This window comes from Streptomyces sp. ADI95-17, from assembly GCF_003846175.1.
GTDB classification, from domain to species: Bacteria; Actinomycetota; Actinomycetes; order Streptomycetales; family Streptomycetaceae; genus Streptomyces; species Streptomyces sanglieri.
Genome location: NZ_ML123044.1, coordinates 1,734,640 through 1,759,228, shown reverse-complemented (window position 1 = coordinate 1,759,228; position 24,589 = coordinate 1,734,640). Strand labels below are relative to the sequence as shown.

Below are 24,589 nucleotides of genomic sequence, written 5' to 3'. Positions count from 1 at the left end.
CCGTCCGCCCTGTGTCCATGGCGTACAGCCTTGCGTCGCACAGGAGTGCCGGGGTTTCTCTGCCCCCATATGCGAGCCATACGCATGACATGTGACGGTTTGAAGCCATTCCCACCGCATGGCAACCAGTTCGTAACCGCCGACACCTGTCGCGCTACGCGCGTTGACCCTAGGCTGCGCACGAAGTCTCCAGACTCGTCACCACTTTCGAACCTCCGCTGAACTCACAAGGGGACCGATGTCAGCGACACCGCAGAAGAACCGCGCGTCCCGGCGGGTGCTCGCCGCCGCGGCCGGGCTCGCCACCGTCGGCGCGCTCGTCGCCGCGATGCCGGCCGGCGCCCAGGACCGCCACGGCCACGGCCACGGACACGGGCACGGGCACGGGCACCACAAGCCCCGCACCGTCGACGTGCAGCTGCTGTCCTTCAACGACCTGCACGGGAACCTGGAGCCGCCGGCCGGCTCGGCCGGCACGGTCACCGAGACGCAGGCCGACGGCACGACCAAGGCGATCCCGGCCGGCGGCGTCGAGTACCTCGCCTCCTCGCTGCGCACCGCGCGCAAGGGGCACCCGTACTCGATCACCGCGGCCGGCGGTGACATGGTGGGCGCGAGCCCGCTGCTGTCCGGTCTCTTCCACGACGAGCCGACCATCGAGGCGCTCAACAAGATCGACCTCGATGTGACGAGCGTCGGCAACCACGAGTTCGACGAGGGCGCCACCGAGCTGGCCCGCCTCCAGAACGGCGGCTGCCACCCGGTCGAGGGGTGCTACGAGAAGGACAAGAAGTTCAAGGGGGCCGACTTCCCCTACCTCGCCGCCAACGTGACGAGCGAGAAGTCCGGCAAGCCGATCCTCAAGCCGTACACGGTGTGGAAGAAGAACGGCGTCAAGATCGGCTTCATCGGGGTGACCCTGGAGGGCACGCCGAACATCGTCACGGCCAACGGCGTCAAGGGACTGAAGTTCCACGACGAGATCGAGACGATCAACAAGTACGCCAAGGAGCTGGACCGCCAGGGCGTCAAGTCCATCGTCGCGCTGATCCACGAGGGCGGGGCCCCCGCCTCCACCTCGTACAACTACGACTGCGACAGCTCCGGCGCCGGTGACGGCATCTCCGGGCCGATCACCGACATCGCCAAGGGCATCACGCCCAAGGTCGACGCCCTGGTCACGGGCCACACCCACCAGGCGTACGTGTGCACCATCCCGGACCCGGCGGGCAACCCGCGCATGGTCACCTCGGCGTCCTCCTTCGGCAAGCTCTACACCGACACGACGCTCACGTACGACCGCCGCACCAAGGACATCGTCCGTACGTCGGTGAAGTCGGCCGGTGCCAAGAACCCGAAGTCGGCGAACCACGTCGTCAGCCGGGACCAGCCCAAGGCCAATGACATGACGGCCCTGATCGCCCGCTGGAACACCCTCGCGGCACCCATCTCCAACAAGCCGCAGGGCTACATCACCGCCGACATCAACGGCCGCGGCTCCACGGCCCCCGAGAAGCCGCTCGGCGACCTGATCGCCGACGCCCAGCTGGAGGGCCTGGCCCCTGCGGACAAGGGCGGGGCGGTCGTCGCCTTCATGAACCCGGGCGGCATCCGCGCGGACCTGGTGCACAAGGCGAGCGGCGCCGAGGGCGACGGGGTGGTGACGTACGGCGAGTCCTTCACCGTGCAGCCCTTCACCAACATGATGAACGTCGTCGACCTGACCGGCGCCCAGCTGGTCACCGCGCTCCAGCAGCAGGTCAGCGGCTCCAACGAGGCCAGCCCGAAGATCCTCCAGGTCTCCAAGGGCCTCACGTACACCCTGGACATGACGAAGACGGGCGCGGCCCGCGTGGTCACCGACACCATCAAGCTCAACGGTGAGGCGATCGACCCGGCCAAGACCTACCGCGTCGCGATGAACGAGTTCCTGGCGGGCGGCGGCGACGGCTTCGCGGCCCTCGGCGAGGGCACGAACAAGCTGGTCGGCCCGTCCGACCTGGACGTCTTCAACGCCTACCTGGCGGCCCACTCCACGGCCGCCGCACCGCTGGCCCCGCCGGCGGCGGACCGGATCACGGTCATCCAGTAACTCCCGTACGCGGGTGAGCGGGGCGGTGGGCCGGCGGGCCCACCGCCCTTCCGCGTTTTCCCGGCGCGTTCAGGGCGCCGAACCGGCCCGCGAGAGCGTGAACCAGACCGCCTTCCGGTACGGGAAGCAGCCACCCAGCACGGTCATCCCCCAAGCGGACGCCAGCCGCTCCACAAGCAACAGCCCACGCCCGCCCTCCTGTTCGCGCACCTCGCGGAAGGCCGGTGGCTCGGGCAGGGCCCAGTGGTCGTCGTCCGCGACGGAGACGGTGACCAGCTTGCGCTGGACGGTCACGCGGACCCGGATCAGGGACGTACGCGTGTGACGGTGGGCGTTGGTGACCACCTCCGTGACGCACAGACGCGCGTCGTCGACCAGCCCGCGGTGTCTGCTGACGGTCAGCAGCGACGCGATGAAGTCACGCGAGAGCTTCGCGGCGCCGGCCGTGTTCGGCAGGGCGAGCCGGTAGATCTCGCCGCCCTGTGGGACCGGTGGCGTGGAGTAAGCGGTGGCGTGGACGTGGGTCATGTCGTTCTCCCAACGCGGTGGGGTGCGGTGCGAACGGGTGCGTCGCTCGTCGTCCGTGGCGATGGCCGTATGCAGGAACTGGTCAACATGCCTGTGTACGGCTGCACTTCGGTCTGTCGACGTGTGGCGCGGCGGTGTGGCGACCATAGCCGATGCACCTCACGTGTTGGACGCGTTTGTGTAATGTCATGAACGATGTGCGGCTCGATGGGTAACGGGGCCACACTGACCCGGGGAGAGGAGAATGTGATGCCATCAAGGAAGGCGCCCACGGTGCGCCAGCGTCGACTGGGTGCCGAGATGCGCAAGATGCGGGAGCGCACGGGGCTTTCGCTCACGGAAGCGGGTGCGATGCTCAGCACGGACCGCACCACGGTGAGCAACATCGAGTCCGGACGGTTCGGCGTCAGCACGGAGCGGGTGCGCACATGGGCGGAGCACTACGGGTGCTCCGACGACGCGTACATCGATGCGCTCGCGGAGATGGCGCGGGAGCGCATAAACGGCTGGTGGGAAGACTACCGGGGCGAATTCGTCGGCGACGCCCTCGACCTGGCCGAACTGGAGTATCACGCCGCCGGCTTCAGGTCGGTCGAGATCATGCACATTCCTGGGCTGCTTCAGACCGAGGACTACGCGCGGGCCGTGTTCGCGGAGACTGTCCCGCCGTCCAGCCCGGCGCGTCAACGGCGCCTGCTTTCCCATCGGCTGAAGCGCCGGGACGTGCTCGATCGGGTGGATCAGCCCCGTTGTGTGTTCCTGGTCCACGAGGCCGCACTGCGGATGGTCTACGGCGGCTCCGCCATTGCACGCAGCCAACTCGACTATCTGCTGCTGCAGTCGGAGCGGGACAACGTCGTCATTCGCGCGATCCCGTTCGCGGCGGGCGGTTTCCCGCGCGCCAACAGTTCGGCACAATACCTCTACGGTCCCGTGTCGCAGCTCGACACTGTGCAGATGGACACCGCGACCGGACCGAAGTTCCTGGATGCCGAGACAGTCCTTGAGAACTGGCGGGTCGCTCTGAACCGGACCGAAGAGCGTTCTCTCGATCCGGAGAAGACGCGGGACTTCATTCGTACCATCGCACTACAAGTATGAAGGCGTGAGAACAATAGAAATCCAGTGGCGAAAGTCGTCGAAGTCATCGGATGGCGAGGGCAATAACTGCCTTGAGCTGGCCGAGCACGGTGGCGAGATCCTGATGCGCGAGAGCGACAACCCGGGCGTGGTCATCCGTACGACCCGTGCCAAGCTCCGTGCCTTCCTCGGTGGCGCCAAGGAGGGCGAGTTCGACGATCTGGCCTGAGCTGTCGCGCTCCTGCCTCGGGCGGCCTCCTGGGCTCCGCAGTTCGACCCGCTGAGATTGCAGTCCAGCTCCGCAGCTTGATGCCGCGTCGACGGATGTCCTGCTGGTTTCGGGGTTCGTCGACGCAGCGGCGCGGCTCCGGTGAATTTCGGGCGGTGCTCGACCGAACAGAAGGGCGATCGCTCGATTCGCATAGTTCGAGAGACTTCATCAAGGAAGTCACAGAGCGCATGTGAGGGCATGAGAATGATGGAAATTCAGTGGCGTAAGTCATCCAGGTCGGCCGATGCCGATGGTGACAACTGCCTTGAGCTGGCCGAGCACGGTGGCGAGATCCTGATGCGCGAGAGCGACAACCCGGGTGTGATCATCCGTACGACCCGTGCCAAGCTCCGCGCCTTCCTCGGTGGCGCCAAGGAAGGCGAGTTCGACGATCTGGCCTGATCTCTAGTGCTTTCGCTTCGGGCGGCTCCCATCGGCGCAGGTGGGGGCCGCCCTTGGTGTGTCCGGGGGGCTTGGATTAGCTGGTCGGGCTGCACGTGTCGACTATCTACACCTCACTCGTTAGACGTCAAACGCTTGAAACGGGCTCGCTTAAAACGCTAGCTTCGGGTGGTGCCTCCAGCCGGCCCGGCTCCCCGGTGAGTCGTGCCTGGAGTGCCCAACTCCGGTCAATTCTGCGCCAGTTGAACGGAGTTCCGAAGGGTCGTCCCGCACCTGCCGCTCGTCACGCCGGCCGCAGGTGCGGGGCGGTCCCGATGCGGCGCCAGGAGGAGTTCTGTGCGCGAGCAACAACCCGTACCCTCCGCAGCGCGCGTGTTCCGGTGCGAGCGGGTCACCTACCGCACGATGGAGGCCGACGAGATCACCGAGGTGTCCCGGCACATGGCGCTCGACCCCGCCGAGGCGATCCGCTTCATCCGGCTCAACGTGCGGGCGCTGGCCGCTGATCTGCCGCCCATGGAGCGGCATCGGGCGCTGAGTTGGGTCGACGGAGGTGGATGCGTCGGTGCCGTCGGCGCGCTCCATCGCGGCGAACCCTGCGGCTTCTCGCTGAGTCACCGGGGGGCCTGGATCGAGTGGACCGTCCGTCCTCAACTCTCCGTGCCCGTCTACGGTGCGGAGGACGCGGCACCTACGACCGGGGCGTGACCGGGATCGACTGCGGGGCTCGACGCCAGACCGGTCACGGACAGGATCGCTTCGACCGTCTCGTCGACCGTCTGCGCGGCGTTGTCGATCCAGGTCCCCTGCTGCGCGAGCTCGGAGCGCATCGCTTCGTCCAGCGGCGACCAGTCGGTGGCCAGGGCCTTCTCCCGCGCCTGGTTGCGCCGCCACGCCTCCGCCGGGCCGGGAGCCAGGACGACGATATGGAGTGGCACGGCCGCCAGCGTCGTGCGGTAGAAGTCAAGGTGAGAACGGCGGACCACGACATCATCGAGGACCGGTGTGAAACCGGCCCGCGCGAAACTGCCCGCCAGGAGGCACGCGTTGCGGGCCCGCAGGAAAATCTGCCGGTCGGCCTCCGGGTTCGCGGCCGGCGAGGGCCACTGCCCACCGCTGACGATCATCTCCTGGAGTGCATCCACCTCGATATGGGCCGACATCCGGAGCGTGGCGGCCAGGGCGGCTGCCACCGTGGACTTCCCACTCCCCGGGATGCCGGTCAGCAGGACAGCCCCGGCGGCCGGGGCGCGGTCGACGGGCACCGGATTCAAGCTCATGCGAGTTCTCCAAGCGCGAACGATCAGGGCCTTGAGGGTATGTGCCGCCCCCGCACGCCGAGTCGGCGACCGCTTGCTCCACTCTCAGTACACCTGGCACGGCGCCCATGCCCTCGGCGCGGGGAATCGGCCGTCCCGCCATGTGTGAGGGCGGGACCGTCTCACCAGGGTCGTGAGGTCGGCCGTGATGACGACGGTGTCGGAGGCGGCGGGTACGGCGGTGCCGGGTCCGCAGGCGGTCACGCATCTTCCCGCTGCTCGAAGCGGTCATCTGCCGGCGCCGGCCGGTTGCAGTTCAGCGCCGCCACTCGTAGGCGCCCGGTGACGTTTCCAGAACCTCGCTCGGCCACTCCCGACGCACCAGTTGGAGCAGCTTCCGCTGGTCGTCGATCCATCCTTCCTCAAGGCACAGGGGAAGGAAGACGGAGATGCTGGAGCGGGCCACGTCCTCCACGTGCACAGCCGGGGTCTCGTGCTCTTCATTGAGCGCCTGGACCCGGATCTCAGGGCTTCGGTCGTCATCTCTCCAGCGGACATCACCGCCCGTGGCAAGTACACCCAGAGCAGATGACCAGTCGTCCAGGTCGCTGGGGAGCAGAGACAGGTCCAGCCGCCCGTTCACGAAGCCACTCTCGATGAGCACCTCAGCATCGAGCCGGTCGTGCAGCGGCAGCACCCCCGGCATGCGGCGGCCCAGCACACGCACCCGGAAGCTGTTGTCCCCATCCGAGAGACGAATCAGATCCACCGCGCACCCCTCCTTCTCACCCGTCAACGGTCGCGGCCCATCGTGTCGGACGAGCCTCCCCATCACCACCGAATAGTCCAAGCGTCGTCCCGTCAGGAGTTCTGAGCCCAGGACGCGACCGAGGGCGAGATTACGTACGCCGGAGCGACCCTCGAATACTTCAAGACCCGAGCCTGGCACGGGAGATCAGCGGCTAAGTGGTCGGGGCCGGAAGTCCCTCGGGGGTTGACGCCGAAGCAGCGACCGTGCATGTCGCTGCGGCAGATGTCGGTGGTCGCGAGATAGGGAGTGTCCGATTAAGTGCTCGATCACGTCTGCTCGGGAGTCCGCGGGGAGAGCGGCCGCTCGAAGAAGGTCTCAAGGACCACCGTGGCCTGCGTCCTGCTGATCCCGTCGATGGCGTAGATCCGGCGCAACACGTCCTGCAGTTGCTCGGTGGATGCGGTTCTGACCTTCACCAGCACCGAGGCGCTGCCAGCGATGATGTGCGCCTCCAGGATTTCGGGGAGCGCGGCGAAATCCTGTGCCGCATCACCCATCCAGGAAGTCGAGTCGACCATCACATAGGCCAGGACGGCGCCGCCCAGCGCGGCCGGGTCTGTCTCGACGGTGGTGCGCCGGATGACGCCGCGCTCCCGCAACTTGCGCACACGTTCGTGAGCGGCGCCGGCCGAGAGACCGGCGGCCTGGCCCAGCGCGGCGTAGGACTGGGTGGCGTCTCGCTGGAGCTGCGCCAGCAGGACGCGATCGACGTGATCCACAACTCTCCGTTCGGAATTCTCTTGTGCTGACCATACCTTGTCCTGTTGTCTAGGCTCTTAGTCAAAGCATGTTCAGTGTGCGATGCCTACCGAAGGGAAGACCTCATGACCGGCGAGCGCCCCGGACTGTACGAGATGCTCGACGACCGGTTCCGTACCGGGCGATGCATGAACGGTGACGAGGCGCTGGAGGTCCTGTACACCGGCTGCCGCTGGGCCGAGGGGCCGATCTACCTGCCTGCCTGGCGGCAAGTGGTCTGGAGCGACATCCCCAACGACCGGATGCTGCGCTGGGACGAAGAGACCGGTACCGTCAGCGCCTTCCGCCACTCCGCCGGGCACACCAACGGCAACACTCTCGACTGTCAAGGCCGGCTGATCACCTGCGAGCAGGGCAACCGTCGAGTGACCCGGACCGAACACGACGGCACCATCACCGTGTTGGCGGACCGGTGGAAGGGCAAGCGCCTGAACAGCCCGAACGATGCGGCCGTCAAGTCCGACGGTTCGATCTGGTTCTCCGACCCGGACTTCGGCATCACCAGCGACTACGAGGGCTATCGTGCGCTGAGCGAGATCGGCTCCAACAACGTCTACCGCATTGATCCGGCCACCGGCGAAGTGCGGCTGGTCGCCGACTGTTTCGGCGCCCCGAACGGCCTGGTGTTCTCACATGACGAGCAGCAACTGTTCGTCTCCGACACCCGAGCAGGCTTCATCCGGGTCTTCGACGTACACGAGGACGGCACGCTGTCCGAGGGCAAAGTCTTCGCTGAAGCGGAGGCCCGCAAGGCCGCCCGCTTCGACAATCTCCGCTTCGACGACGCCGGTCGGCTCTGGGCCGCCGCGATGGGCGACGGAGTGCACTGCTACGACCCCGATGGCACGCTGATCGGGCGGCTCAACGTCCCCGAGGCAGTTGCCAACATCTCCTGGGGCGGCGCCAAGCGCAACCGTCTCTTCATTGCCGCAGAGACCAGCCTCTACTCGGTGGTCATGGGCGTCACAGGCACGCACCCGACCGGACCGGGCCGCCGGCCCTGGCTCTGAGCGATCGGCTCCGGAAGTCCTTCGGGGGTTGATCATGCGGCGAGGCGGAGCGAGGATTTTTCCCTGGTGATCGGTGGTGTGCCGGTCGAGCCTGGCCAGCAGATCGTCCAGGTCGGAGGTGGTGAACTTCCACTGGAACGGCTGTGCCGTGGCATTGTAGCGGTCTTCGAAGGCTCGGAGCCGGTTCCTGACCTCGGTGAGGTCGGTGAAGTCGTTGGGTGAGACGACCTTGCGCTGGACGACGGAGAAGTAGATCTCCACCTGGTTCAGCCAGGAGGCGTGGATGGGCGTGTGGACCATGACGGCGTTCGGGAACGCGGCGGTCAGCCGGTCGGCGGCCTTCTTGCCGCGGTGGGAGGAGCCGTTGTCGACGATCCAGAACACCCGTCTGGCGCTGGCGTAGGGCTGTTGGGTCATGACCTGGGTGACCAGGTTCATGAAAGGCTCGATGCCCGTGCGTGGTTCGGTGCGGCCGGACACCCTGGCGGTGTGGACGTCGTAGGCGGCCAGGTAGGCCACGGCGCCGCCGCGCTCGTAGGTGTGGTTCACGCGCATCGCTCTCGCCCGGCCTGGTGCGAGGGTGGGGTGGCAGCGGCAGCGGGCCTGGATGGAGGTCTTCTCGTCCGCGCTGATCACGTACTCGTCCTCGCCGAGCGGGACGCCCGGCCTGGTGCGGGCGTACAGATCCAGCACGCGCTGGGCCCTGGTGCGGAAGTCGGGATCGGTGATGAAGATCCAGGAATGGTGCTGCCAGGGTTTGAGCGCGTCGTTGGCGAGCCAGCGGCGCACGGTGGAGGCCGACACGAACGTGGCGATGCCCCGGGCCATCGCCTCGTGGGCCAGTTCCGGGCACGACCAGCGCGACAGCGGCACACCACTCTCGGCGGGTAACCGGCAGGCCAGCGCCTTGACTTCGGCCATCTGCAACGCGGTAAAGGCCGGCGGGCGGCCGGAACGTCGACGGTCGGCGAGCCCGGCCAGGCGCTGCTCGGCGAATCTGCCCCGCCACCTGCGCACCGTGTCCAGATGCAGGCCGGTCTCCCGGGCGATCCGAGCGTTGGAGCGTCCCCTGGCCGCGTGCAGGACCACCTGCGCCCGAGCCCGCAGCCGGTACTCGGTCTTGTGACCGTAGGCCATCTTCTTGAGCCGCCCACGCTCGGAGGCGGTCAGGGCGATCAGGCGGGCCGGGACAACAGGCATGGAGCGGGAGCCGATCATGAGAGAGACAGAGCACGACAGCCGTAGCCTGCCGTCTCTCGGCCCCGGCCCGGCGGGCAGGATGGTGCCATGCCCGCACCCTCGGAACACACCAGGCTCTCACTCGAGCAGCGCCTGGGCGACCACGCCCGCACCGCCTGGCCGCAGCTGACCCGCCTGCACGTCCGCCACCGCGGCACCTTCGCCTACGTGGCCGGGCAGCTGGCCGACGGCGAACAGGTCAAGCTGATGCGACTGCGCTACAACGGCACCGCCGCCACGTGGGGCTTCACCCTCTACCTCGCCAGCAGCGACACGTACGAGAACACCGTCCTGCCCACCGGCTCACTCACCGGCACCCCCGCACAGGCCCTCGACTGCGCCCACCTCCACCTCGCCACCCCGAGCACCTGACCGGACGCCAGCCACGATCCCGCCTTCGAAGTCAACCCCTGAAGGATTTACGGAGCCGACCACTAAGAGAGTGTCCCGCCAGAGCTACCTTGTGGCCGCGATGGAGAAGGTTGTGCCGGTCGCTGACGGCGTCCCTTCCTGCGCAAGGACCATGCCGGGTTCAACCAGGCGCTCGCGGAGGCTCTGGAACTCCACAAGGCGTACTGGAGTACGCCGGAGCGTTCGGGGGACATCGCGGGGTTCCTGGCCCTCGTCGGGCCGCTGGCCATCGCATGCCTCGCGTACGACGCAGGCTTCCCCGTCGAGGTCGAGTCCGAATACCTGCCCGTCCGCCTTCTGGACCGTTCCTGGGCGGGCCCGATGCCGCAGCTGGGTGCGGCCCTGCGAGCGAGGGTTCGGTCGAGTGCTCCGGTCCCGGGACGGCCGTCGGTCCTGTTCCCGTCGTGACGCGTACCCGTCATAATCCCGGGGTAGACCCCCCACGGCAGACGGAGGCACGTCCCGCATGAGCCCGTACACCGCCACTCGCCGGAACTTCCTGGCCGGCGCACTCGCCGCCACCGCCACCGTCCTGATCGGCACGGGCCCCGCGCGCGCCGCCGACCGCCAGGTCCGCACCACCCAGGACTGGATGGGTGCCGTCCCCGACGCCACCGCGCTGCAACGCCTCACGATCCCCGGCTCGCACGACTCCGGCGCCCGCTACGGCGGACCCTGGACCGAGTGCCAGAACACCACGATCGCCGAGCAGTTGGACAGCGGCATCCGCTTCCTCGACGTACGGTGCCGGGTCACCGGTGGCTCGTTCGCGATCCATCACGGGGCCTCGTACCAGAACCTGATGTTCGGCGATGTGCTGGGCGCCTGCTGGGACTTCCTGGCGGCGCACCCCTCCGAGACGGTGCTGATGCGGGTCAAGCAGGAGTACTCGGAGGAGAGCGACGCGACGTTCCGGGCGGTCTTCGACGACTACCTCGACAACCGGGGCTGGCGGCCCCTGTTCCGTATCGATCCGGCGCTGCCCTCGCTGGGAGACGCGCGGGGCAAGGTCGTGCTGCTGGCCGACAACGGCGGGCTGCCCGGTGTCCGGTACGCCGACTCGGCACTCTTCGACATCCAGGACGACTACATGGCGGAGCCGTTCGCCAAGTACCCCAAGATCGAGGCCCAGTTCCGCAAGGCCGCCCAGCAGCCCGGCAAGCTGTTCATGAACTACGTCAGCACCGCCGCCCTGATGCCGCCCCGCTGGAACGCGGACCGGCTCAACCCGCAGGTGCAGTCGTTCCTGGACGGCTCGGAGGCGGCGGGCTGGACCGGGCTCGGGATCGTCCCGCTGGACTTCCCCGCCACCCGGTCCGGCCTGGTCGAGTCGCTGATCCGGCACAACCCGGGGGTCTGAGCTTCCGCGGCCTCCGGCCTCCGGTCTCAGGCTCGTTTGTAGTAGTAGCCGTCGCCGCTGGCGGGCCCGACGTTGTGCCGGATGCCGCTGCCGTTGAGGACGTAGAACGACGGGTCGACAGTCGTGTAGCAGTAGCCGGGGTTGGGCCCGATGAGCTTGGAAGTGCCTACGTTGATACGGCTCTTGCCGTTCGCCGTGGAGGTCACCTTGGCCTCGTACGGGCAGTTGTTGTACGGGAAGTCGGACATGCGCACCACACCCGACCGGGAGATGGTGATGGTGCCCGGCTGCCCGGTGTTGTACGTCTCGCCGAACTTCCAGGTGCCCACGAACGACGAGGGCACCGAACTCCCGCCGCCCGAGCCGCCCGAGCCGCCCGAGCCGCCCGAACCGTTCGTGGAGCCCGAGGTGCTGCTCGAACCTCCGCCGCCCGTCGCGTCGGACCCTCCCCCTGACGGCGATCCGCCGCCGGACGAGCTGCTGGACGAGGACCCGCCCGTGGACGATGTGCCGCCCGCGCCGGATGATCCCGAGCCTGTGCCCGGGTTCTCGGCGTTCTGGCCGTCCCTTCCGTCCCGGCCGTCCTCGCCGGCGTCGCCCTTCCTGTCCTCCTTCTTGTCCCCCTTCTTGTCCTTGCCGCCGGAGGTGTCGGGACTCTTCTCCCCCTGGGAGGGTGTGCCCGCGGGCGATGACGGCGATGTCGGGGCGGCCGGGCCCGTCGCGCCGGCGGAGGGCCGGGACGCGTGGTTGCCGCTGTCGCCGCTGAACGGTTGCAGCACGGCCATCGTGCCGCCGCCCCCGGCCAGGACCAGGACCACGGGGACGGACACGATCAACGTCCGGCGCCGCTTCTCCCGCTTGCGCTTCGGTTCGGCCGCCCCGCCGATGAGAACGGCCTCGGGGGTGGCCTCGCCGGCGGCCCCGGGAACGGGCCCCGCCGGCCGCAGGCCGACCGTGCTGCGGTCCACACGCTCCTGCCGTACCGGCGCCGCCTCCGCGTCCAGAAGCTGCGCCGACTGCCGTGCGAGGTGACCCACCACGTCCGCCGGCAGCCACGACGCCGCCGCCGGAGTGAGGTGTTGCCGGCCGGGCTCGGCCAACAGCTCGTCCACGGACGGGCGTTCGTCGGGCGACTTGGTGAGGAGGCGGGCTATCAGGGTGCGCAGACCCTCGTCGCGCACCCGGTCGAGAGCGGGGGCGGCCTCGACTATGTGGTACATCACCGCGTGCTGGTTGCTCACCCCGTGGCCGAAGGGGAGCGTGCCGGTCGCCGCGTAGGTCAGTACGCAACCGAGCGTGAACACATCGCTCTTCGGGCCCGCGCTCTCGCCGCGTATCTGCTCCGGGGCCATGAAGCCCGGTGACCCGATCACCATCCCCGTGCTGGTGAGCAGCGAGTCGACCGAGGTCTCGACGGCACGGGCGATACCGAAGTCGATGACCTTGGGGCCCTCGACCGTGAGCATCACGTTCGACGGCTTGAGGTCGCGGTGGACGATGCCGGCCGCGTGGATGTCCTTGAGCGCCCGCAGCAGCCCGTCGGCGAGGGCGAGCACGGACTCGGTGGGGAGCGCGCCGTGGCCGCGCACGATCTGTTCGAGGGAGAGCCCCGGTACGTAGCCGGTGGCCACCCAGGGGTACTCCTCGTCGGGTGCCGCGTCCAGCACGGGTGCGGTGTAGCGCTCACCCACCCGCCTCGCCGCGTCGACCTCGCGGCGGAAACGGGCCCTGAACTGTGGATCCGCGACGTGCTCCGCGTGCACCACCTTGACCGCGACGGTGCGGCCGCCCTCGGAACGGGCGAGATAGACCCGGCCCATGCCGCCCGCGCCGAGCCTGCCGAGCAGCAGATAGGGCCCGATGCGGGCCGGGTCGTTCGCGGTCAGCGGCTTGATGCCGCCGTCGACGTTGTCGTCACTGCTCTCGTGATCGTCGTTGTGCACGCTGGCCATGTTCGAGCGCTCCCCCGAGCGTCCCGCGTCGCAGCCCGTGGGACCGTCTCAGTCATCCGAAATCCGTTTGTTCTGCTGCGACTTGGCGAGATCGGTGTTCAGTCTGAGGTACGGCGCCCAGTAATTGAAACTACTTCCGGAAAGAATTCCAGAAACTTCACTACGCTGTTCCGGGAGACATTCCACAAGGAACCTCCGGTTCCGGGAACGGGGACGGGGACGGCATCGATGAGCCCGAAGCAGCAACGCGGTGAGGCCACTGCCGCCCAGGTGCTCGACTGCGCACTCGACATCTACGTGGCGCAGGGCGAAGCCGGTCTCACGCTCTCCGCGATCACCTCGGCCAGCGGGGTCAGCGCGGGGAGCATCTACCACCACTTCGGCAGCCTCCAGGGAGTGGCGCTTGCGCTCGCGCAGACCTGGTTGAACCGGCTCCTCGACGAGCTGGGCAAGGCGCTGGAGCAGACGGACGACGCACGCTCCGGCGTCCATGCCGTGGTGCGGGCCTACCTGGGCTTCGCCCGGCTCAACCCGGACGCGGCACGGCTCATGCACTCCGTCACCGCGGACCGTGAGATCACGGCACACGCCCATCGGGTCCGGGGCGCCCAGGAGGCCCGGCTGGCCCCGATCGCGGCCTGGCTGCACGCCCATCAGGCGTCAGGGCAGCTCGTAGACCTGCCCCTGCCCGTACTGGAATCACTGATCCTGGGCCCCGTGACGGGCATCGTGCGCCGCTGGCTCTCCGTCGGGGACATCGACATGGAAGAAGCCGCGCGGACGGTCCCGGAGTACATCTGGCGCTCGGTCGGCCGGTGAACGGCCCCGGGGCGCCGTCCGGCCTGGTCGAATCCCTGATTCGGCGCAACCTGAGGGCCTGAGTCCTGGCCTGAACGGCGCTTGCGTTTCTTTCGAATTGTGCGATGCTGGGTCTACTCTCAAAGGAGACAGAGCTATGCACGGCACTACTGAAGACCGAACTCTGCTGCCCGAGCACCGCGCGGAGATCGCTGAGCTCTGCGCCTTCCTGGACCGGACCCCGCAAGCTGTGGAGCCGGCTCTGCTGCGCGGCCCCGACGGCGCCACGCGCACGCTGCCCCCGGAGGTCTACGAGGCGCTGATGGTGGTGGTGCGGGCCCTGTCGGAGGGCAAGGCCGTGACGGTCGCACCGGTGAACACCACACTGACCACGCAGGAGGCCGCCGATCTCCTGGGGGTGAGCCGACCGACCTTCGTCAAGATCCTCGATGAGGGCGGGATTCCCTTCTCGCGGCCGGGAAGGCACCGCAGAGTGCTGTTGGCCGACGTTCTCGACTACAAGGAGAAAAGACGCTCGCAGCGTCGCCGGGGACTGGACGAACTGGTCGGGCTGACCGAGGACGCCGGTCTCTACGACAACTGATCAGCTGAATCCGCCCGAGCCGACTGGAGCGATGTGCAGCGCGTCGTCCTGGACACCTGTGTCCTCTTCCCGAACTACCTCAGGGACACCTTGCTGAGACTCGCCGAGGCCGAGCTCTACGAACCGCTCTGGTCCACCGACATCCTGGACGAACTGACCAGGAACGTTGGTGAGCGTATCGGGGCCCTGAAGGCCAAGGGAATCGTCGAAGCCATGGCGGGCACGTTTCCTGACAGTCTCGTGTCGGGATACGAGGTGCTCATTCCTGCCATGGCCAACGACCCCAAGGACAGGCATGTGCTGGCGGCGGCGGTCCGGGGACAGGCGCAGGCCGTCGTCACGCTGAACGTGAAGGACTTCCCGGCCGAGGCCTCGGATCCGTACGAGATCGAGGTGATGCGTCCCGACGATTTTCTGTTGGACATGCTCGATCTCGCCCCGGTGGAGATGAACTCCGTGCTGCGCGCCCAGGCCGGCTCCTACCGGCGGGAGCCCCGCGATCTGCACGGGCTGCTGGACCGGTTGGACGCGGGAGGCGCCCCGCAGTTCGCTGCCGAGTTCCGGCGCCGCCCTTGACTTCGGCCCGCCCCGCGCTCACAGCCCCGGCGGCGGCTGCGGTGCCCCCGGCAGCCGGATCGAGGCGACCGTGCCCGGACCGTCCGCCGCCGGGCGCAGGGTGATCTCGCCGCCCGACTGCTGGACCGTGCGGGCGACGATCGACAGGCCCAGGCCCGAGCCGGGGAGCTGGCGGGCGGAGGGGGAGCGCCAGAAGCGTTCGAAGACGTGGGGGAGTTCGTCGGCGGGGATGCCGGGGCCCTGGTCCCGGACGGTCAGTTCGCCGTCGCGCAGGGCGATCTCGATCGTGCCGCGGGACGGGCTGAACTTGACCGCGTTGTCCAGGACGTTGACCACCGCCCGTTCCAGCGCGGCGGGCTCGGCCCGTACGTACCAGGGGGTCAGGTCCGCCCTGATGGTCAGCTCGGGGCCGCGCAGCCGGGCGCGTTCCAGGGCGGTGTCCGCGATGTCGTGCAGCGCGACGACCTGGAGCGGGCCGGGGGTGGGGGCGTCGGGGCGGGACAGTTCCTGGAGGTCGCCGATGAGTGAGGCCAGCTCGGTCATCTGGGCCTTGACCGACTTCATCAGGGCCTTGCGGTCGTCGGGCGGGATGGCCCGGCCGGTGTCGTCGCTGCGGGCGAGGAGCTCGACGTTGGTGCGCAGCGACGTCAGCGGGGTCCGCAGCTCGTGGCCGGCGTCGGCGATCAGCTGGGCCTGGCGGTCGCGGGAGCTGGCCAGCGACTCGGTCATCGAGTTGAAGGAACGGGACAGCCGGGCGATCTCGTCCTCGCCGTCGACCGGGATCCGGACGGTGAGGTCCTCGGTGCGGGCGACGTGCTCGACGGCCTCGGTGAGCTCGTCGACGGGGCGCAGCCCGGTACGGGCCACCCAGAGACCGGCCGCGCCCGCGCCGACGGCGCCGATGCCGGCGACGGCCAGGAGCACCCAGGCGAGGGTGGAGAGCGGGTCGTCGATCTCGCTCATCGGACGGGCGATGGAGACCGCGAAGCTTCCCGGGACCAGGCCGGGCGCCGGGTTGCGGGTCTCGTACGCGTAGGTGTACACGCGCATCTTCTTGCCGCTCTTCGTGCTGGCCGTGTGCAGGACGTTGTCCCGTACACCGGCGGCCACGGCGATGTCGGCGGCCGTCACACCGATCGGCGAGGCCCCGGCGGAGGTGCAGGTGCTCCCGGACGCGGTGACGAGCTGCACGGTGTACGTCCCTCCGATCGGCGGGACGGTCGCCTGGTCGGGGTGGGTGCAGGCGATGAACAGCTTCTGCATGTAGTCGTTGCTGACCGAGACATTGCGCAGCGAGGAATCCAGCTGACTCTCCAGCTGCGCCTTCGTCGCGAACCAGCAGGCCGCCGCGACCGCCGCGACCGCGATCGCCACCGCCGTCGCCACCAGCAGCGCGAGCCGGGAGCGCAGGGGCAGGGCGCGGAGCCGTCGCAGGGCGCCGGTCATCCGTCACCGCCGCCGGAGCGGAGCGCGTAGCCGACCCCCCGCACCGTGTGCACGAGGCGCGGCTCACCGCCCGCCTCCGTCTTGCGCCGCAGGTACATCACGTACACGTCCAGGGAGTTGGAACTCGGCTCGAAGTCGAAGCCCCACACCGCCTTGAGGATCTGCTCGCGGGTCAGCACCTGGCGCGGGTGGGCCAGGAACATCTCCAGCAGGGTGAACTCGGTACGGGTCAGCTCGACCCGGCGGTTGCCCCGGGTGACCTCGCGGGTGGCGAGGTTCATCCGCAGGTCCGCGAAGGCCAGCACATTGTCGTCGGGGACGGCGCCGCCCGCCGCGGCCGCGTACGAGCTGCGGCGCAGCAGGGCCCGGATGCGGGCGAAGAGCTCGTCCAGTTCGAAGGGCTTGACCAGGTAGTCGTCGGCGCCCGCGTCGAGACCGGTGACCCGGTCGCCGACGGTGTCGCGGGCGGTGAGCATCAGGATGGGCGTGGTGGTGCCCGTGGAGCGGAGCCGGCGGGCGGCGGTCAGGCCGTCCATCCGGGGCATCTGGATGTCGAGCACGATGAGGTCGGGGGCGTACGACTCCGCCCTGGCCAGGGCGTCGAGGCCGTCGACGGCCACCTCGGTGCCGTAGCCCTCGAACGCGAGACTGCGCTGCAGGGCCTCGCGTACGGCGGGCTCGTCGTCGACGATCAGGATGCGCTGCGGATCGTCTTCGGCGGGGCTCATCGCTCGTTGTCCTCTTCTCGTGCCGTGCGGTCCCGGGCGTTCCGGGACGTCGTGCTCTCAGCCTCGCACGGCCGTGGCGCGTCGTCGTGCGGCCCGGCGCTTGCGGGCGGCGGTGGTACCGACCTCCGGAGCGCGGTCCGTACCGTGCGTGGCCTGTTCGCTCACGAGCGCGAGGGGCAGGGCCAGGTCGGCCGGGCCGGTGGGGGTGTGGGCGGGGTGGTGCATGTGTCGGTCTCCTCGGGAGCTTCAGGAGTCTCAGGAACTGTTGCCGGCCCGCAGGGTGTCGAGGTCGGCCTTGAGCGTGTTGACCGGGATGGCGAAGCCGAGGCCCACGCTGCCGGCGCTCGAACCACTGGAACCGTTGGACGAACTCGCCGAGTACATCGCGGAGTTGATGCCGATGATCTCGCCGTTCATGTTGATGAGCGCGCCGCCGGAGTTGCCGGGGTTGAGCGAGGCGTCGGTCTGGATGGCCTTGTACGTGGTGGTGGACTCGCCGGTGTCGCCGTTGAACTGCCGGCCGCCGAACTCGAACGGCCACTGCTCGCCGCCGCCCTGCCCGCCCTGACCCTGGCCGCTGCCGTTCTCCTTGGCGACGGTGACATCGCGGTCGAGGGCGGAGACGATGCCGCTGGTGACGGTGCCGGTGAGGCCCTCGGGCGAGCCGATCGCCACGACCTGGTCGCCGACGGCGACGGCGGAGGAGTCGCCCAGCGTGGCCGTCTTCAGCCCGCTCGCGCCCCGGAGCTTGATCAGCGCGAGGTCCTTGTCGGGGTCGGTGCCGACGACATCGGCGGTGTACGTCCTGCCGGTGCTGAGCGTCACCTTGATCGACGAGGCGCCGGAGATGACGTGGTTGTTGGTGACGATCTCGCCGTCGGAGGTGATGACCACGCCGGAACCGGTGGACTCGCCCGCGGTCGAGGTCGCGTTGATCTCGACGATCATCGGCGAGACGGCCTTGGCGACACCGGAGACGGTGCCCTTGCTGCTCTGCGAGACGGTGGTGCCGGGGACGACTTCGGAGGCCGCGCTGTTCGTTCCGCCGCCGGTGAGCTGCTCGACGACGGTGGCGGTGCCGCCGCCGACGATCGCCGCCGCGATCGCCACGGCCGCCAGCAGGGCGACCGGCCGCCTGGCCCGCTGCCGGGGTGCGGCGGGTTCCTGGGGTGCGGGCGGCGGGAAGTCCGGTCCGCCGGCCCCGTTGCCGCCGCTGCCGCCGCCGCTGCCGTCGTTCCCGCCGGGCCACACGGTGGTGCCGGGGCCCGTCGCGATCGGCTCCGCGGGCCGGTATGACGGCGGCGGCGGGTAGGCCGCGTCGCCGTTGCCGTACGAGGGGTGCATCGGGTACTCGCCGCTCGGGCGCTGGCTCTCTGTCATGTATATGAGCCTGTCCGGCGAAGATGAGAGAAGCCTGAGCACCCGCTGAGAAGCCCGGCAGAAGCTCGTATGCCCGATATAAGGAACGGCCCCGGCCCGAGACAGGAGCGGCTCCGGCCCGACAGGTGCGGCTCCGGCCCGACAGGTGCGGCCCCGGCAGGACGGGGGCGGCTCCGGCCCGACAGGTGCGGCCCTGGCAGGACGGGGGCGGCCCCGGCCCGGGGGCCGGTCCGCCACCCGATCGTCCGCTACCTGACCGTCGGCTCCCCGCAGCCGCACGAGCGCCGTACCACCAGCGCCGACGGGAACTGCTTCAGCCGCTCCCGCCGCGACCCCGACACCCGCAACGAGTCGTCGAGCACCAGGTCCACCGCGGCCCGTGCCATCGCCGGGCGGTCCGAGAAGACCGTCGTCAGCGGCGGATCGGTCAGCCCGGCTTCCTTCACGTCGTCGAAGCCCGCGACCGCGAGTTCCCCGGGCACATCTATGCGCAGCTCGCGCGCGGCCCGCAGCACCCCGATGGCCTGGTCGTCCGTCGAGCAGAAGATGGCCGGCGGCCGGTCCGGCCCGGCGAGCAGCTTCAGCGCCACCTGATAGGCGTCGTAACGGTTGTACGGGGCCTGGAAGAGCCGGCCCTCCGTCGAGCGCCCCGACTCGTGCATCGCACGGCGCCAGCCCTCGACGTGGTCGGCGACCGGGTCACCGACCGCCGGGGTGGACTCCACGCCGCCGAAGCACGCCACGTACTCGTTGCCGTGCTCCAGCAGGTGCCGGGTGGCGAGCTGGGCGCCGCCGACGTCGTCGGTGACGACCGCGACGTCCTCGATCGCCTCCGGCCGCTCGTGCAGCAGCACGACCCGCGCGTCCCATGCCTCTATCTCGGCGGCCGCCCGCTCGCTGGGGCCCTGGCTGACCAGGATCAGGCCGGAGACCCGCATGCCGAGGAAGGCCCGCAGATAGTGGACCTCGCGCTCGTCGCGATAGTCGGAGTTGCCGACGAGCACCATCTTTCCGCGTTCGGCGGCGGCCTGTTCGACCGCGTGCGCCATCTCCGCGAAGAACGGCTGCCGGGCGTCCGGCACGATCATCCCTATGAGATCGGTCCGCCGCGAGGCCATCGCCTGGGCAACCCGGTCGGGCCGGTAGCCCAGCTCCTTGATCGCGGCGAGTACCCGCTCGCGTGTGGCCGGGGCGACCGGCCTCGGTCCGTTGTTGATGACGTAGCTGACGACCGCGGTCGACGTCCCCGCCAGTCTCGCCACATCGTCCCGCGTCACCTTGGCCACGCGCGGCAGTCTACGCGGATATACCTATCTCCCGGCAGGCCGGACCGGGGCTTCTTCCTTCATCCCGGAAGTCCGCGACTGCTCCGAACGGGTTACGGGTTCGGCGGCCGCCTTGGCCGAGGACCGGTCCTTGGCCTCCTCGGCCGCGCGCTCCACCTTCTCGGGCACGACGAAGCGGTAGCCGACGTTGCGGACCGTGCCGATCAGCGACTCGTGCTCGGGGCCGAGCTTGGCGCGCAGCCGCCGCACATGGACGTCGACCGTGCGCGTACCGCCGAAGTAGTCGTAGCCCCAGACCTCCTGGAGCAGCTGGGCGCGGGTGAAGACCCGGCCCGGGTGCTGCGCCAGGTATTTCAGCAGTTCGAATTCCTTGAAGGTCAGGTCCAGGACCCGCCCCTTCAGCTTCGCGCTGTACGTGGCCTCGTCGACCGAGAGGTCGCCGTTGCGGATCTCCATCGGGGAGTCGTCGGAGGAGATCTGCTGCCGTCCGGTGGCCAGCCGCAGCCGGGCCTCCACCTCCGCCGGTCCCGCCGTGTCCAGCAGTACGTCGTCGATGCCCCAGTCGGCGGTGACGGCCGCGAGGCCACCCTCGGTCACGACGAGGATCAGCGGACAGCCCGGTCCGGTGGACCGCAGCAGCTGGCAGAGCGACCGCACCTGCGGGAGGTCGCGGCGGCCGTCGATCAGGATGACGTCGGCACCGGGGGTGTCGACGAGAGCGGGGCCTTCGGCGGGTGCCACCCGCACGCTGTGGAGCAGGAGACCGAGGGCGGGGAGCACCTCCGTCGACGGTTGAAGGGCATTCGTCAGGAGCAGCAGTGAACTCATCGCCGCCCACCTGCCTGGGTCGTCGGTCGATGATCGTGCACGGTTCGCTCGCCCATTACGTCGGTCCTCCTCGTTCCCTGCGAGAGGGGCACTCCCGGGCCGGGCCCGGGGGAGTATGCGGCACTTCTTCGTACGTATTCGTGCTGGTCCCACGGTGCGGTCCCGCGCCCTGGGACCGCTGAGCTTGTGGAAACGTCGCCGTAACAACGCCTGGAAAGCACAAAAGGACCCGGGGGCTTCTCTGCCCGGATCCTCTTCCCAGCACAATAGCCCACATGAGTTCTGTGTCCGAGGGGCGATTTCGGGGTTCTGCTGTTCCCTTGATCACGCCGGGTCCCCTGCGCACCACATTGCGTACCGATGACGGGGTGCGTATCGAGGCGGTGTACGAGCCGTGCACGGCAGGTGCCGGGGCCGTTGCGGAATCATCCTTCGACGGTACTGCGATCGTGCTCGCGCACGGTTTCACCGGTTCGGTGGACCGGCCCGCGGTGCGGCGTGCCGCCGGGGTGTTCGCGGGGCGTGCGGCCGTGGTCACCTTCTCGTTCCGGGGGCACGGCGGGTCCGGCGGGCGGTCGACGGTGGGCGACCGCGAGGTGCTGGATCTGGCGGCGGCGGTGGCGTGGGCGCGCTCGCTCGGGCACCGCCGGGTGGTGACCGTCGGATTCTCGATGGGCGGCTCCGTGGTGCTGCGGCACGGGGCGCTTTACGCGGGCCGGCCGGTGGACGCCACGGGCGCCGGTGACGTCGTGGAGCTTACGGAGCGCGAGGGGCGCGTCGGGGCGCGTGCGGAGGCGCACGCGGACGCGGTGGTGGCCGTGAGCGCCCCCGCTCGCTGGTACTACCGGGGCACGGCCCCGATGCGCCGGCTGCACTGGGTGGTCACCCGGCCCCTGGGCCGGCTGGTCGGCCGGTACGGCCTGCACACCCGGATCGACCGCGACGAGTGGAACCCGGTGCCGCTCGCGCCGGTCGAGGCGGCCGGGCTGTTCGGCCCGACGCCGCTGCTGATCGTGCACGGCGACCGGGATCCGTACTTCCCGCTGGACCACCCGCGGTCGCTGGCCGACGCGGCGGGCGACGGCGCCGAGCTGTGGCTGGAGCGCGGCATGGGGCACGCGGAGAACGCCGCGGACGAGACCTTGCTCACCCGCATCGCCGACTGGGCGGTGACGCCGTGACCCATCATGGACAGCTCACGAGAGACGAGAGGAGTGGCGCCATGCCTGCGGGAACCATCCGCTACTGGGCCGCCGCCAAGGCCGCGGCCGGGACCGCGGAGGAGCCGTACACGGCTGCGACCCTCGCCGAGGCGCTCGACGCGGTGCGTGAACGGCACCCCGGAGAGCTCACCCGAGTGCTGCAAAGGTGCTCGTTCCTCATCGACGGTGACCCCGTGGGCACCCGCGGCCATGAGACCGTACGCCTTGCCGAGGGCGGCACGGTCGAGGTGCTCCCGCCGTTCGCAGGAGGGTGAACCGCAGAACATGAGCAGCAACGATCAGCAGCATCCGTACGGACAGGACCCGGGCTACGGGTACGTCCCCGGCCACGACCCGTCGAACGGTCAGCAGCCACAGCCGGCACAGCCGCAGCCGCAGCCGCACTCGTACGGTGATCAGCAGTCGTACGGTGCGCAGTCCTACGGCCATCAGCAGTCCTACGGCGATCAGCAGTCGTACGGCGACCAGCAGTCGTACGGCCATCAGCAGTCGTACGGCGATCAGTCGTACGGCCACCAGTCCTACGGTGCGCAGCCGTACGGTCAGCAGGCGCAGGGCCAGTACGACCCGAACCAGGTACCCCAGACGCCCCAGACACCCCAGACGCCCCAGGCGGGCCCCGAGCAGGCGTGGCCGGCCGGGTATCCGCAGGAGCCCGCCGCGCCCGTGGCGCACGGTCCGCAGGACCCCGGCGTCGCGCAGACGTGGGAGGGCCAGACCTGGGACACCCAGTACCAGCCGGTCATCCAGTCCGCGCAGCCGGCGCAGCCCGCGCAGCCGGACCGGTCCGTGCAGCAGCCCGTTCCGGCCGCCGCCGAGACCACCTACCTGGCGCCGCAGGGCGTCACGGGCGGGTACCCGCTGCCGCCCGAGGCCGCGGCGGCCGAACCCGCTCCCGCTCCCGCTCCCGCCTCCGCCCCCGGGCACGACGCGGACGGCTACAGCGCCCCCACCACCCTGGGCAACAGCCGCATCACCGATGCCCAGCGGGCCCGCGCCGAGGGCCGCTCGCCGATCATCGCGCCGGGCATGCAGCCCGCCGCGATCACCGCCGGGCTCGGCCTGCTGCTCGCCCTGGGCGCCGCGATCGGGTCGTACGCCCTGGTCGTGCCGCTGGTGCTGCTCCAGGCCGTGACCGCGGCCGGCTGGTTCCGGCTCAACGGCATGTGGCCGGCCCGGCAGGGCATCGCGCTCGCGTTCGCGGGCGGCCTGGTCGCCGACATCGCGCTGCTCGCCGCGGGCCGGGAGAACGGCCCGGCCGCCATCCTCGGCACCCTCGGCGTCTGGGTGCTGCTCACCGTGGTCCTCCAACTGCGCAGCCACGCGAGCGCCGACGAGCGGATGCAGGGGCTGATGGCCACCGTCGCCTCGGCCGCGCTCTCGGTCCTGGCCGCCGGACACCTCGCGGCGGTCCCGGACGCGGTGACCGTGGGCGGGGTGGCCGTCGCGGTCGCCGTGCTGGTCCGCGCGCTGCCGCTGCCCGGACCGGCCTCGGTCGTGGTGGCGCTGCTCGCCGCGGCGGGCGGCGGCGCCGTGGCCGGGACGCTCACCGACCTGGGCACGAAGGGCGCGCTGCTCGGCCTCGCGGCGGGCGGCTGCGCACTGATCGGGCTGCGGGTGGCGAGCTACGACTACCCGTCGCGCTTCGTCCACATGACCGCCGGTGTGGCGCTGCCGCTCACCGCCGCGGCGCCCGCCGTCTACCTGATCGGCCGCGCGATCTCGTAGCGTCCGGCCCGGCGCCCCGGGAACCGAAGAGGGGTGCCCGCTCGTCGATCACCCGGGGCGCCGTGCACATTCGGTGGACGTGCGGGGCGCCAGGGGTCGGGCCGGATTGCAGGGTGGGGGAAAGAGCGGGCATGCGTGCACTGCGGATACTGCTGGTCATCGTGGTGGTTCTGGGCGGGATCTTCGTCGCCGTCGACCGGGCGGCGGTGTACTTCGCCGAGTCGGAGGCCGCGGGGCGGGTCAAGGTCACCGGTGCCACGATCGGCTCGACGGACATCTCCATCAAGGGATTCCCGTTCCTGACGCAGGTCGCCGGGAATCAGCTCGACGAGGTCGACGTGGAGATCACCGGCATCGAGACCGACGCCAACGGCCACCGGCTCCGGATCAGCAGGATGAACGCGGCGCTGCACGACGTGAAGCTGTCCGAGGGCTACTCCAGCGCCACCGCCGCCCGCGCCACGGGCACCGCCGTCATCTCGTACAAGGACCTCACCGAGGCCGCCAGCGAGGGCGTCGCCGTCGAGTACGGCGGCAACAACAAGGTGAAGGTGACCGGCACGGTCGACGTCCTCGGCAACCCGATCTCGCGCAGCGTCCTGTCCACCGTCACCCTGGTCGACGGCCACACCCTGCGGGTGCACGCGGACGAGGTGCCGGGCAAGGGCATACCCGGGCTGGAGGGGCTGGTGCGCAAGAAGACCGACTTCGACCGCGAGGTCGGCGGCCTGCCCAGCGGTCTCAAGCTCCAGAAGATCCAGCCCACCGAGGACGGCCTGGAGATCTCGGTCACCGGCACGGACGTACAGCTCGCCGGC

At 69.8% G+C, this 24,589-nt stretch carries 27 protein-coding genes and 1 pseudogene; 16 read left to right on the top strand and 12 right to left on the bottom strand.

What is annotated here, in order from left to right; translation table 11 throughout:
- The first annotated feature begins 238 nt into the window (after nt 1-238).
- Nucleotides 239-2,092, top strand: coding sequence for a bifunctional metallophosphatase/5'-nucleotidase (locus EES42_RS08070; RefSeq protein ID WP_124717316.1), 1,854 nt, complete (start codon nt 239-241; stop codon nt 2,090-2,092).
- 69 nt (nt 2,093-2,161) lie between these two features.
- On the opposite strand, the gene EES42_RS08065 is transcribed toward EES42_RS08070, so the two are convergent.
- Complete coding sequence (locus EES42_RS08065) at nt 2,162-2,620, bottom strand: ATP-binding protein (protein WP_124717315.1); 459 nt, start codon at nt 2,618-2,620, stop codon at nt 2,162-2,164.
- 249 nt (nt 2,621-2,869) lie between these two features.
- Here EES42_RS08065 and EES42_RS08060 point away from each other — a divergent pair, with 249 nt between their 5' ends.
- From EES42_RS08060 to EES42_RS08045, 4 genes are all read left to right on the top strand, one after another.
- Nucleotides 2,870-3,721 carry a helix-turn-helix domain-containing protein gene (locus tag EES42_RS08060; protein ID WP_124717314.1) on the top strand — a complete coding sequence of 284 codons (852 nt, stop codon included), beginning with the start codon at nt 2,870-2,872 and terminating at the stop codon, nt 3,719-3,721.
- Nucleotides 3,722-3,734: 13 nt separating this feature from the next.
- Nucleotides 3,735-3,929, top strand: a complete 195-nt coding sequence (locus EES42_RS08055; RefSeq protein ID WP_124717473.1) for a DUF397 domain-containing protein — start codon at nt 3,735-3,737, stop codon at nt 3,927-3,929.
- A 249-nt stretch (nt 3,930-4,178) separates the two neighbouring features.
- Nucleotides 4,179-4,373: a DUF397 domain-containing protein gene (locus tag EES42_RS08050; RefSeq protein ID WP_124717472.1), complete on the top strand. Its 195-nt coding sequence runs from the start codon at nt 4,179-4,181 to the stop codon at nt 4,371-4,373.
- Nucleotides 4,374-4,709: 336 nt separating this feature from the next.
- On the top strand, nt 4,710-5,081 hold the full coding sequence (locus EES42_RS08045) for a hypothetical protein (RefSeq protein ID WP_124717313.1): 372 nt from the start codon (nt 4,710-4,712) through the stop codon (nt 5,079-5,081).
- Here the strand turns inward: EES42_RS08045 and EES42_RS08040 are convergent.
- The 3 genes from EES42_RS08040 to EES42_RS08030 form a co-directional block, all read right to left on the bottom strand.
- Nucleotides 5,042-5,653: an AAA family ATPase gene (locus EES42_RS08040; RefSeq protein ID WP_124717312.1), complete on the bottom strand. Its 612-nt coding sequence runs from the start codon at nt 5,651-5,653 to the stop codon at nt 5,042-5,044. The genes EES42_RS08045 and EES42_RS08040 overlap by 40 nt on opposite strands.
- Before the next feature lie 295 nt (nt 5,654-5,948).
- Nucleotides 5,949-6,401, bottom strand: coding sequence for a DUF5959 family protein (locus tag EES42_RS08035; protein WP_241196272.1), 453 nt, complete (start codon nt 6,399-6,401; stop codon nt 5,949-5,951).
- Between the two features lie 308 nt (nt 6,402-6,709).
- On the bottom strand, nt 6,710-7,162 hold the full coding sequence (locus tag EES42_RS08030) for an Lrp/AsnC family transcriptional regulator (RefSeq protein WP_124717311.1): 453 nt from the start codon (nt 7,160-7,162) through the stop codon (nt 6,710-6,712).
- Nucleotides 7,163-7,267: 105 nt separating this feature from the next.
- Between EES42_RS08030 and EES42_RS08025 the strand changes: the two genes are divergently transcribed.
- On the top strand, nt 7,268-8,212 hold the full coding sequence (locus EES42_RS08025) for an SMP-30/gluconolactonase/LRE family protein (RefSeq protein ID WP_124717310.1): 945 nt from the start codon (nt 7,268-7,270) through the stop codon (nt 8,210-8,212).
- A gap of 165 nt (nt 8,213-8,377) precedes the next feature.
- Here the strand turns inward: EES42_RS08025 and EES42_RS08020 are convergent.
- A pseudogene (locus EES42_RS08020) lies at nt 8,378-9,349 on the bottom strand (IS630 family transposase); the annotation flags it as partial.
- A gap of 150 nt (nt 9,350-9,499) precedes the next feature.
- Here EES42_RS08020 and EES42_RS08015 point away from each other — a divergent pair.
- From EES42_RS08015 to EES42_RS08005, 3 genes are all read left to right on the top strand, one after another.
- Complete coding sequence (locus tag EES42_RS08015) at nt 9,500-9,823, top strand: hypothetical protein (protein ID WP_124717309.1); 324 nt, start codon at nt 9,500-9,502, stop codon at nt 9,821-9,823.
- A gap of 138 nt (nt 9,824-9,961) precedes the next feature.
- Complete coding sequence (locus EES42_RS08010) at nt 9,962-10,270, top strand: Imm49 family immunity protein (RefSeq protein WP_124717470.1); 309 nt, start codon at nt 9,962-9,964, stop codon at nt 10,268-10,270.
- A 58-nt stretch (nt 10,271-10,328) separates the two neighbouring features.
- Nucleotides 10,329-11,222, top strand: coding sequence for a phosphatidylinositol-specific phospholipase C (locus tag EES42_RS08005; RefSeq protein WP_124717308.1), 894 nt, complete (start codon nt 10,329-10,331; stop codon nt 11,220-11,222).
- 26 nt (nt 11,223-11,248) lie between these two features.
- On the opposite strand, the gene EES42_RS08000 is transcribed toward EES42_RS08005, so the two are convergent.
- A complete protein-coding gene (locus EES42_RS08000) occupies nt 11,249-13,174 on the bottom strand; it encodes a serine/threonine-protein kinase (RefSeq protein ID WP_124717307.1) in 1,926 nt (641 codons plus the stop codon).
- A 228-nt stretch (nt 13,175-13,402) separates the two neighbouring features.
- Here EES42_RS08000 and EES42_RS07995 point away from each other — a divergent pair, with 228 nt between their 5' ends.
- From EES42_RS07995 to EES42_RS07985, 3 genes are all read left to right on the top strand, one after another.
- Entirely contained in the window at nt 13,403-13,993 is a 591-nt protein-coding gene (locus EES42_RS07995; RefSeq protein ID WP_124717306.1) for a TetR/AcrR family transcriptional regulator, read from the top strand.
- A gap of 136 nt (nt 13,994-14,129) precedes the next feature.
- Nucleotides 14,130-14,576, top strand: a complete 447-nt coding sequence (locus tag EES42_RS07990) for a helix-turn-helix domain-containing protein (protein ID WP_072488011.1) — start codon at nt 14,130-14,132, stop codon at nt 14,574-14,576.
- 33 nt (nt 14,577-14,609) lie between these two features.
- Nucleotides 14,610-15,152, top strand: a complete 543-nt coding sequence (locus EES42_RS07985) for a PIN domain-containing protein (RefSeq protein WP_124717305.1) — start codon at nt 14,610-14,612, stop codon at nt 15,150-15,152.
- 18 nt (nt 15,153-15,170) lie between these two features.
- Here the strand turns inward: EES42_RS07985 and EES42_RS07980 are convergent, their stop codons facing one another.
- The 6 genes from EES42_RS07980 to EES42_RS07960 all read right to left on the bottom strand — a co-directional run bounded on the left by EES42_RS07980 (nt 15,171) and on the right by EES42_RS07960 (nt 20,820).
- A complete protein-coding gene (locus EES42_RS07980; protein ID WP_124717304.1) occupies nt 15,171-16,598 on the bottom strand; it encodes a sensor histidine kinase in 1,428 nt (475 codons plus the stop codon).
- Nucleotides 16,595-17,326 carry a response regulator transcription factor gene (locus EES42_RS07975; RefSeq protein ID WP_124717303.1) on the bottom strand — a complete coding sequence of 244 codons (732 nt, stop codon included), beginning with the start codon at nt 17,324-17,326 and terminating at the stop codon, nt 16,595-16,597. The genes EES42_RS07980 and EES42_RS07975 overlap by 4 nt, the downstream gene beginning before the upstream one ends.
- 57 nt (nt 17,327-17,383) lie before the next feature.
- Nucleotides 17,384-17,551, bottom strand: a complete 168-nt coding sequence (locus EES42_RS44625; protein ID WP_164495180.1) for a hypothetical protein — start codon at nt 17,549-17,551, stop codon at nt 17,384-17,386.
- 30 nt (nt 17,552-17,581) lie between these two features.
- Nucleotides 17,582-18,706 carry a S1C family serine protease gene (locus EES42_RS47250; RefSeq protein WP_124717302.1) on the bottom strand — a complete coding sequence of 375 codons (1,125 nt, stop codon included), beginning with the start codon at nt 18,704-18,706 and terminating at the stop codon, nt 17,582-17,584.
- Between the two features lie 248 nt (nt 18,707-18,954).
- Nucleotides 18,955-19,992, bottom strand: coding sequence for a LacI family DNA-binding transcriptional regulator (locus EES42_RS07965; RefSeq protein ID WP_124717301.1), 1,038 nt, complete (start codon nt 19,990-19,992; stop codon nt 18,955-18,957).
- Nucleotides 19,993-20,016: 24 nt separating this feature from the next.
- Nucleotides 20,017-20,820 (bottom strand): response regulator transcription factor, encoded by an 804-nt coding sequence (locus tag EES42_RS07960; RefSeq protein ID WP_124717300.1) that lies wholly within the window; start codon nt 20,818-20,820, stop codon nt 20,017-20,019.
- 275 nt (nt 20,821-21,095) lie between these two features.
- Here EES42_RS07960 and EES42_RS07955 point away from each other — a divergent pair, with 275 nt between their 5' ends.
- The 4 genes from EES42_RS07955 to EES42_RS07940 all read left to right on the top strand — a co-directional run.
- Nucleotides 21,096-22,001 carry an alpha/beta hydrolase family protein gene (locus EES42_RS07955; protein ID WP_124717299.1) on the top strand — a complete coding sequence of 302 codons (906 nt, stop codon included), beginning with the start codon at nt 21,096-21,098 and terminating at the stop codon, nt 21,999-22,001.
- Between the two features lie 41 nt (nt 22,002-22,042).
- Nucleotides 22,043-22,297 carry a MoaD/ThiS family protein gene (locus EES42_RS07950; protein WP_124717298.1) on the top strand — a complete coding sequence of 85 codons (255 nt, stop codon included), beginning with the start codon at nt 22,043-22,045 and terminating at the stop codon, nt 22,295-22,297.
- Between the two features lie 10 nt (nt 22,298-22,307).
- A complete protein-coding gene (locus EES42_RS07945; protein ID WP_124717297.1) occupies nt 22,308-23,771 on the top strand; it encodes a hypothetical protein in 1,464 nt (487 codons plus the stop codon).
- Between the two features lie 131 nt (nt 23,772-23,902).
- Nucleotides 23,903-24,589: LmeA family phospholipid-binding protein (locus tag EES42_RS07940; RefSeq protein ID WP_164495179.1), on the top strand; the 687-nt coding region annotated here is incomplete at its 3' end.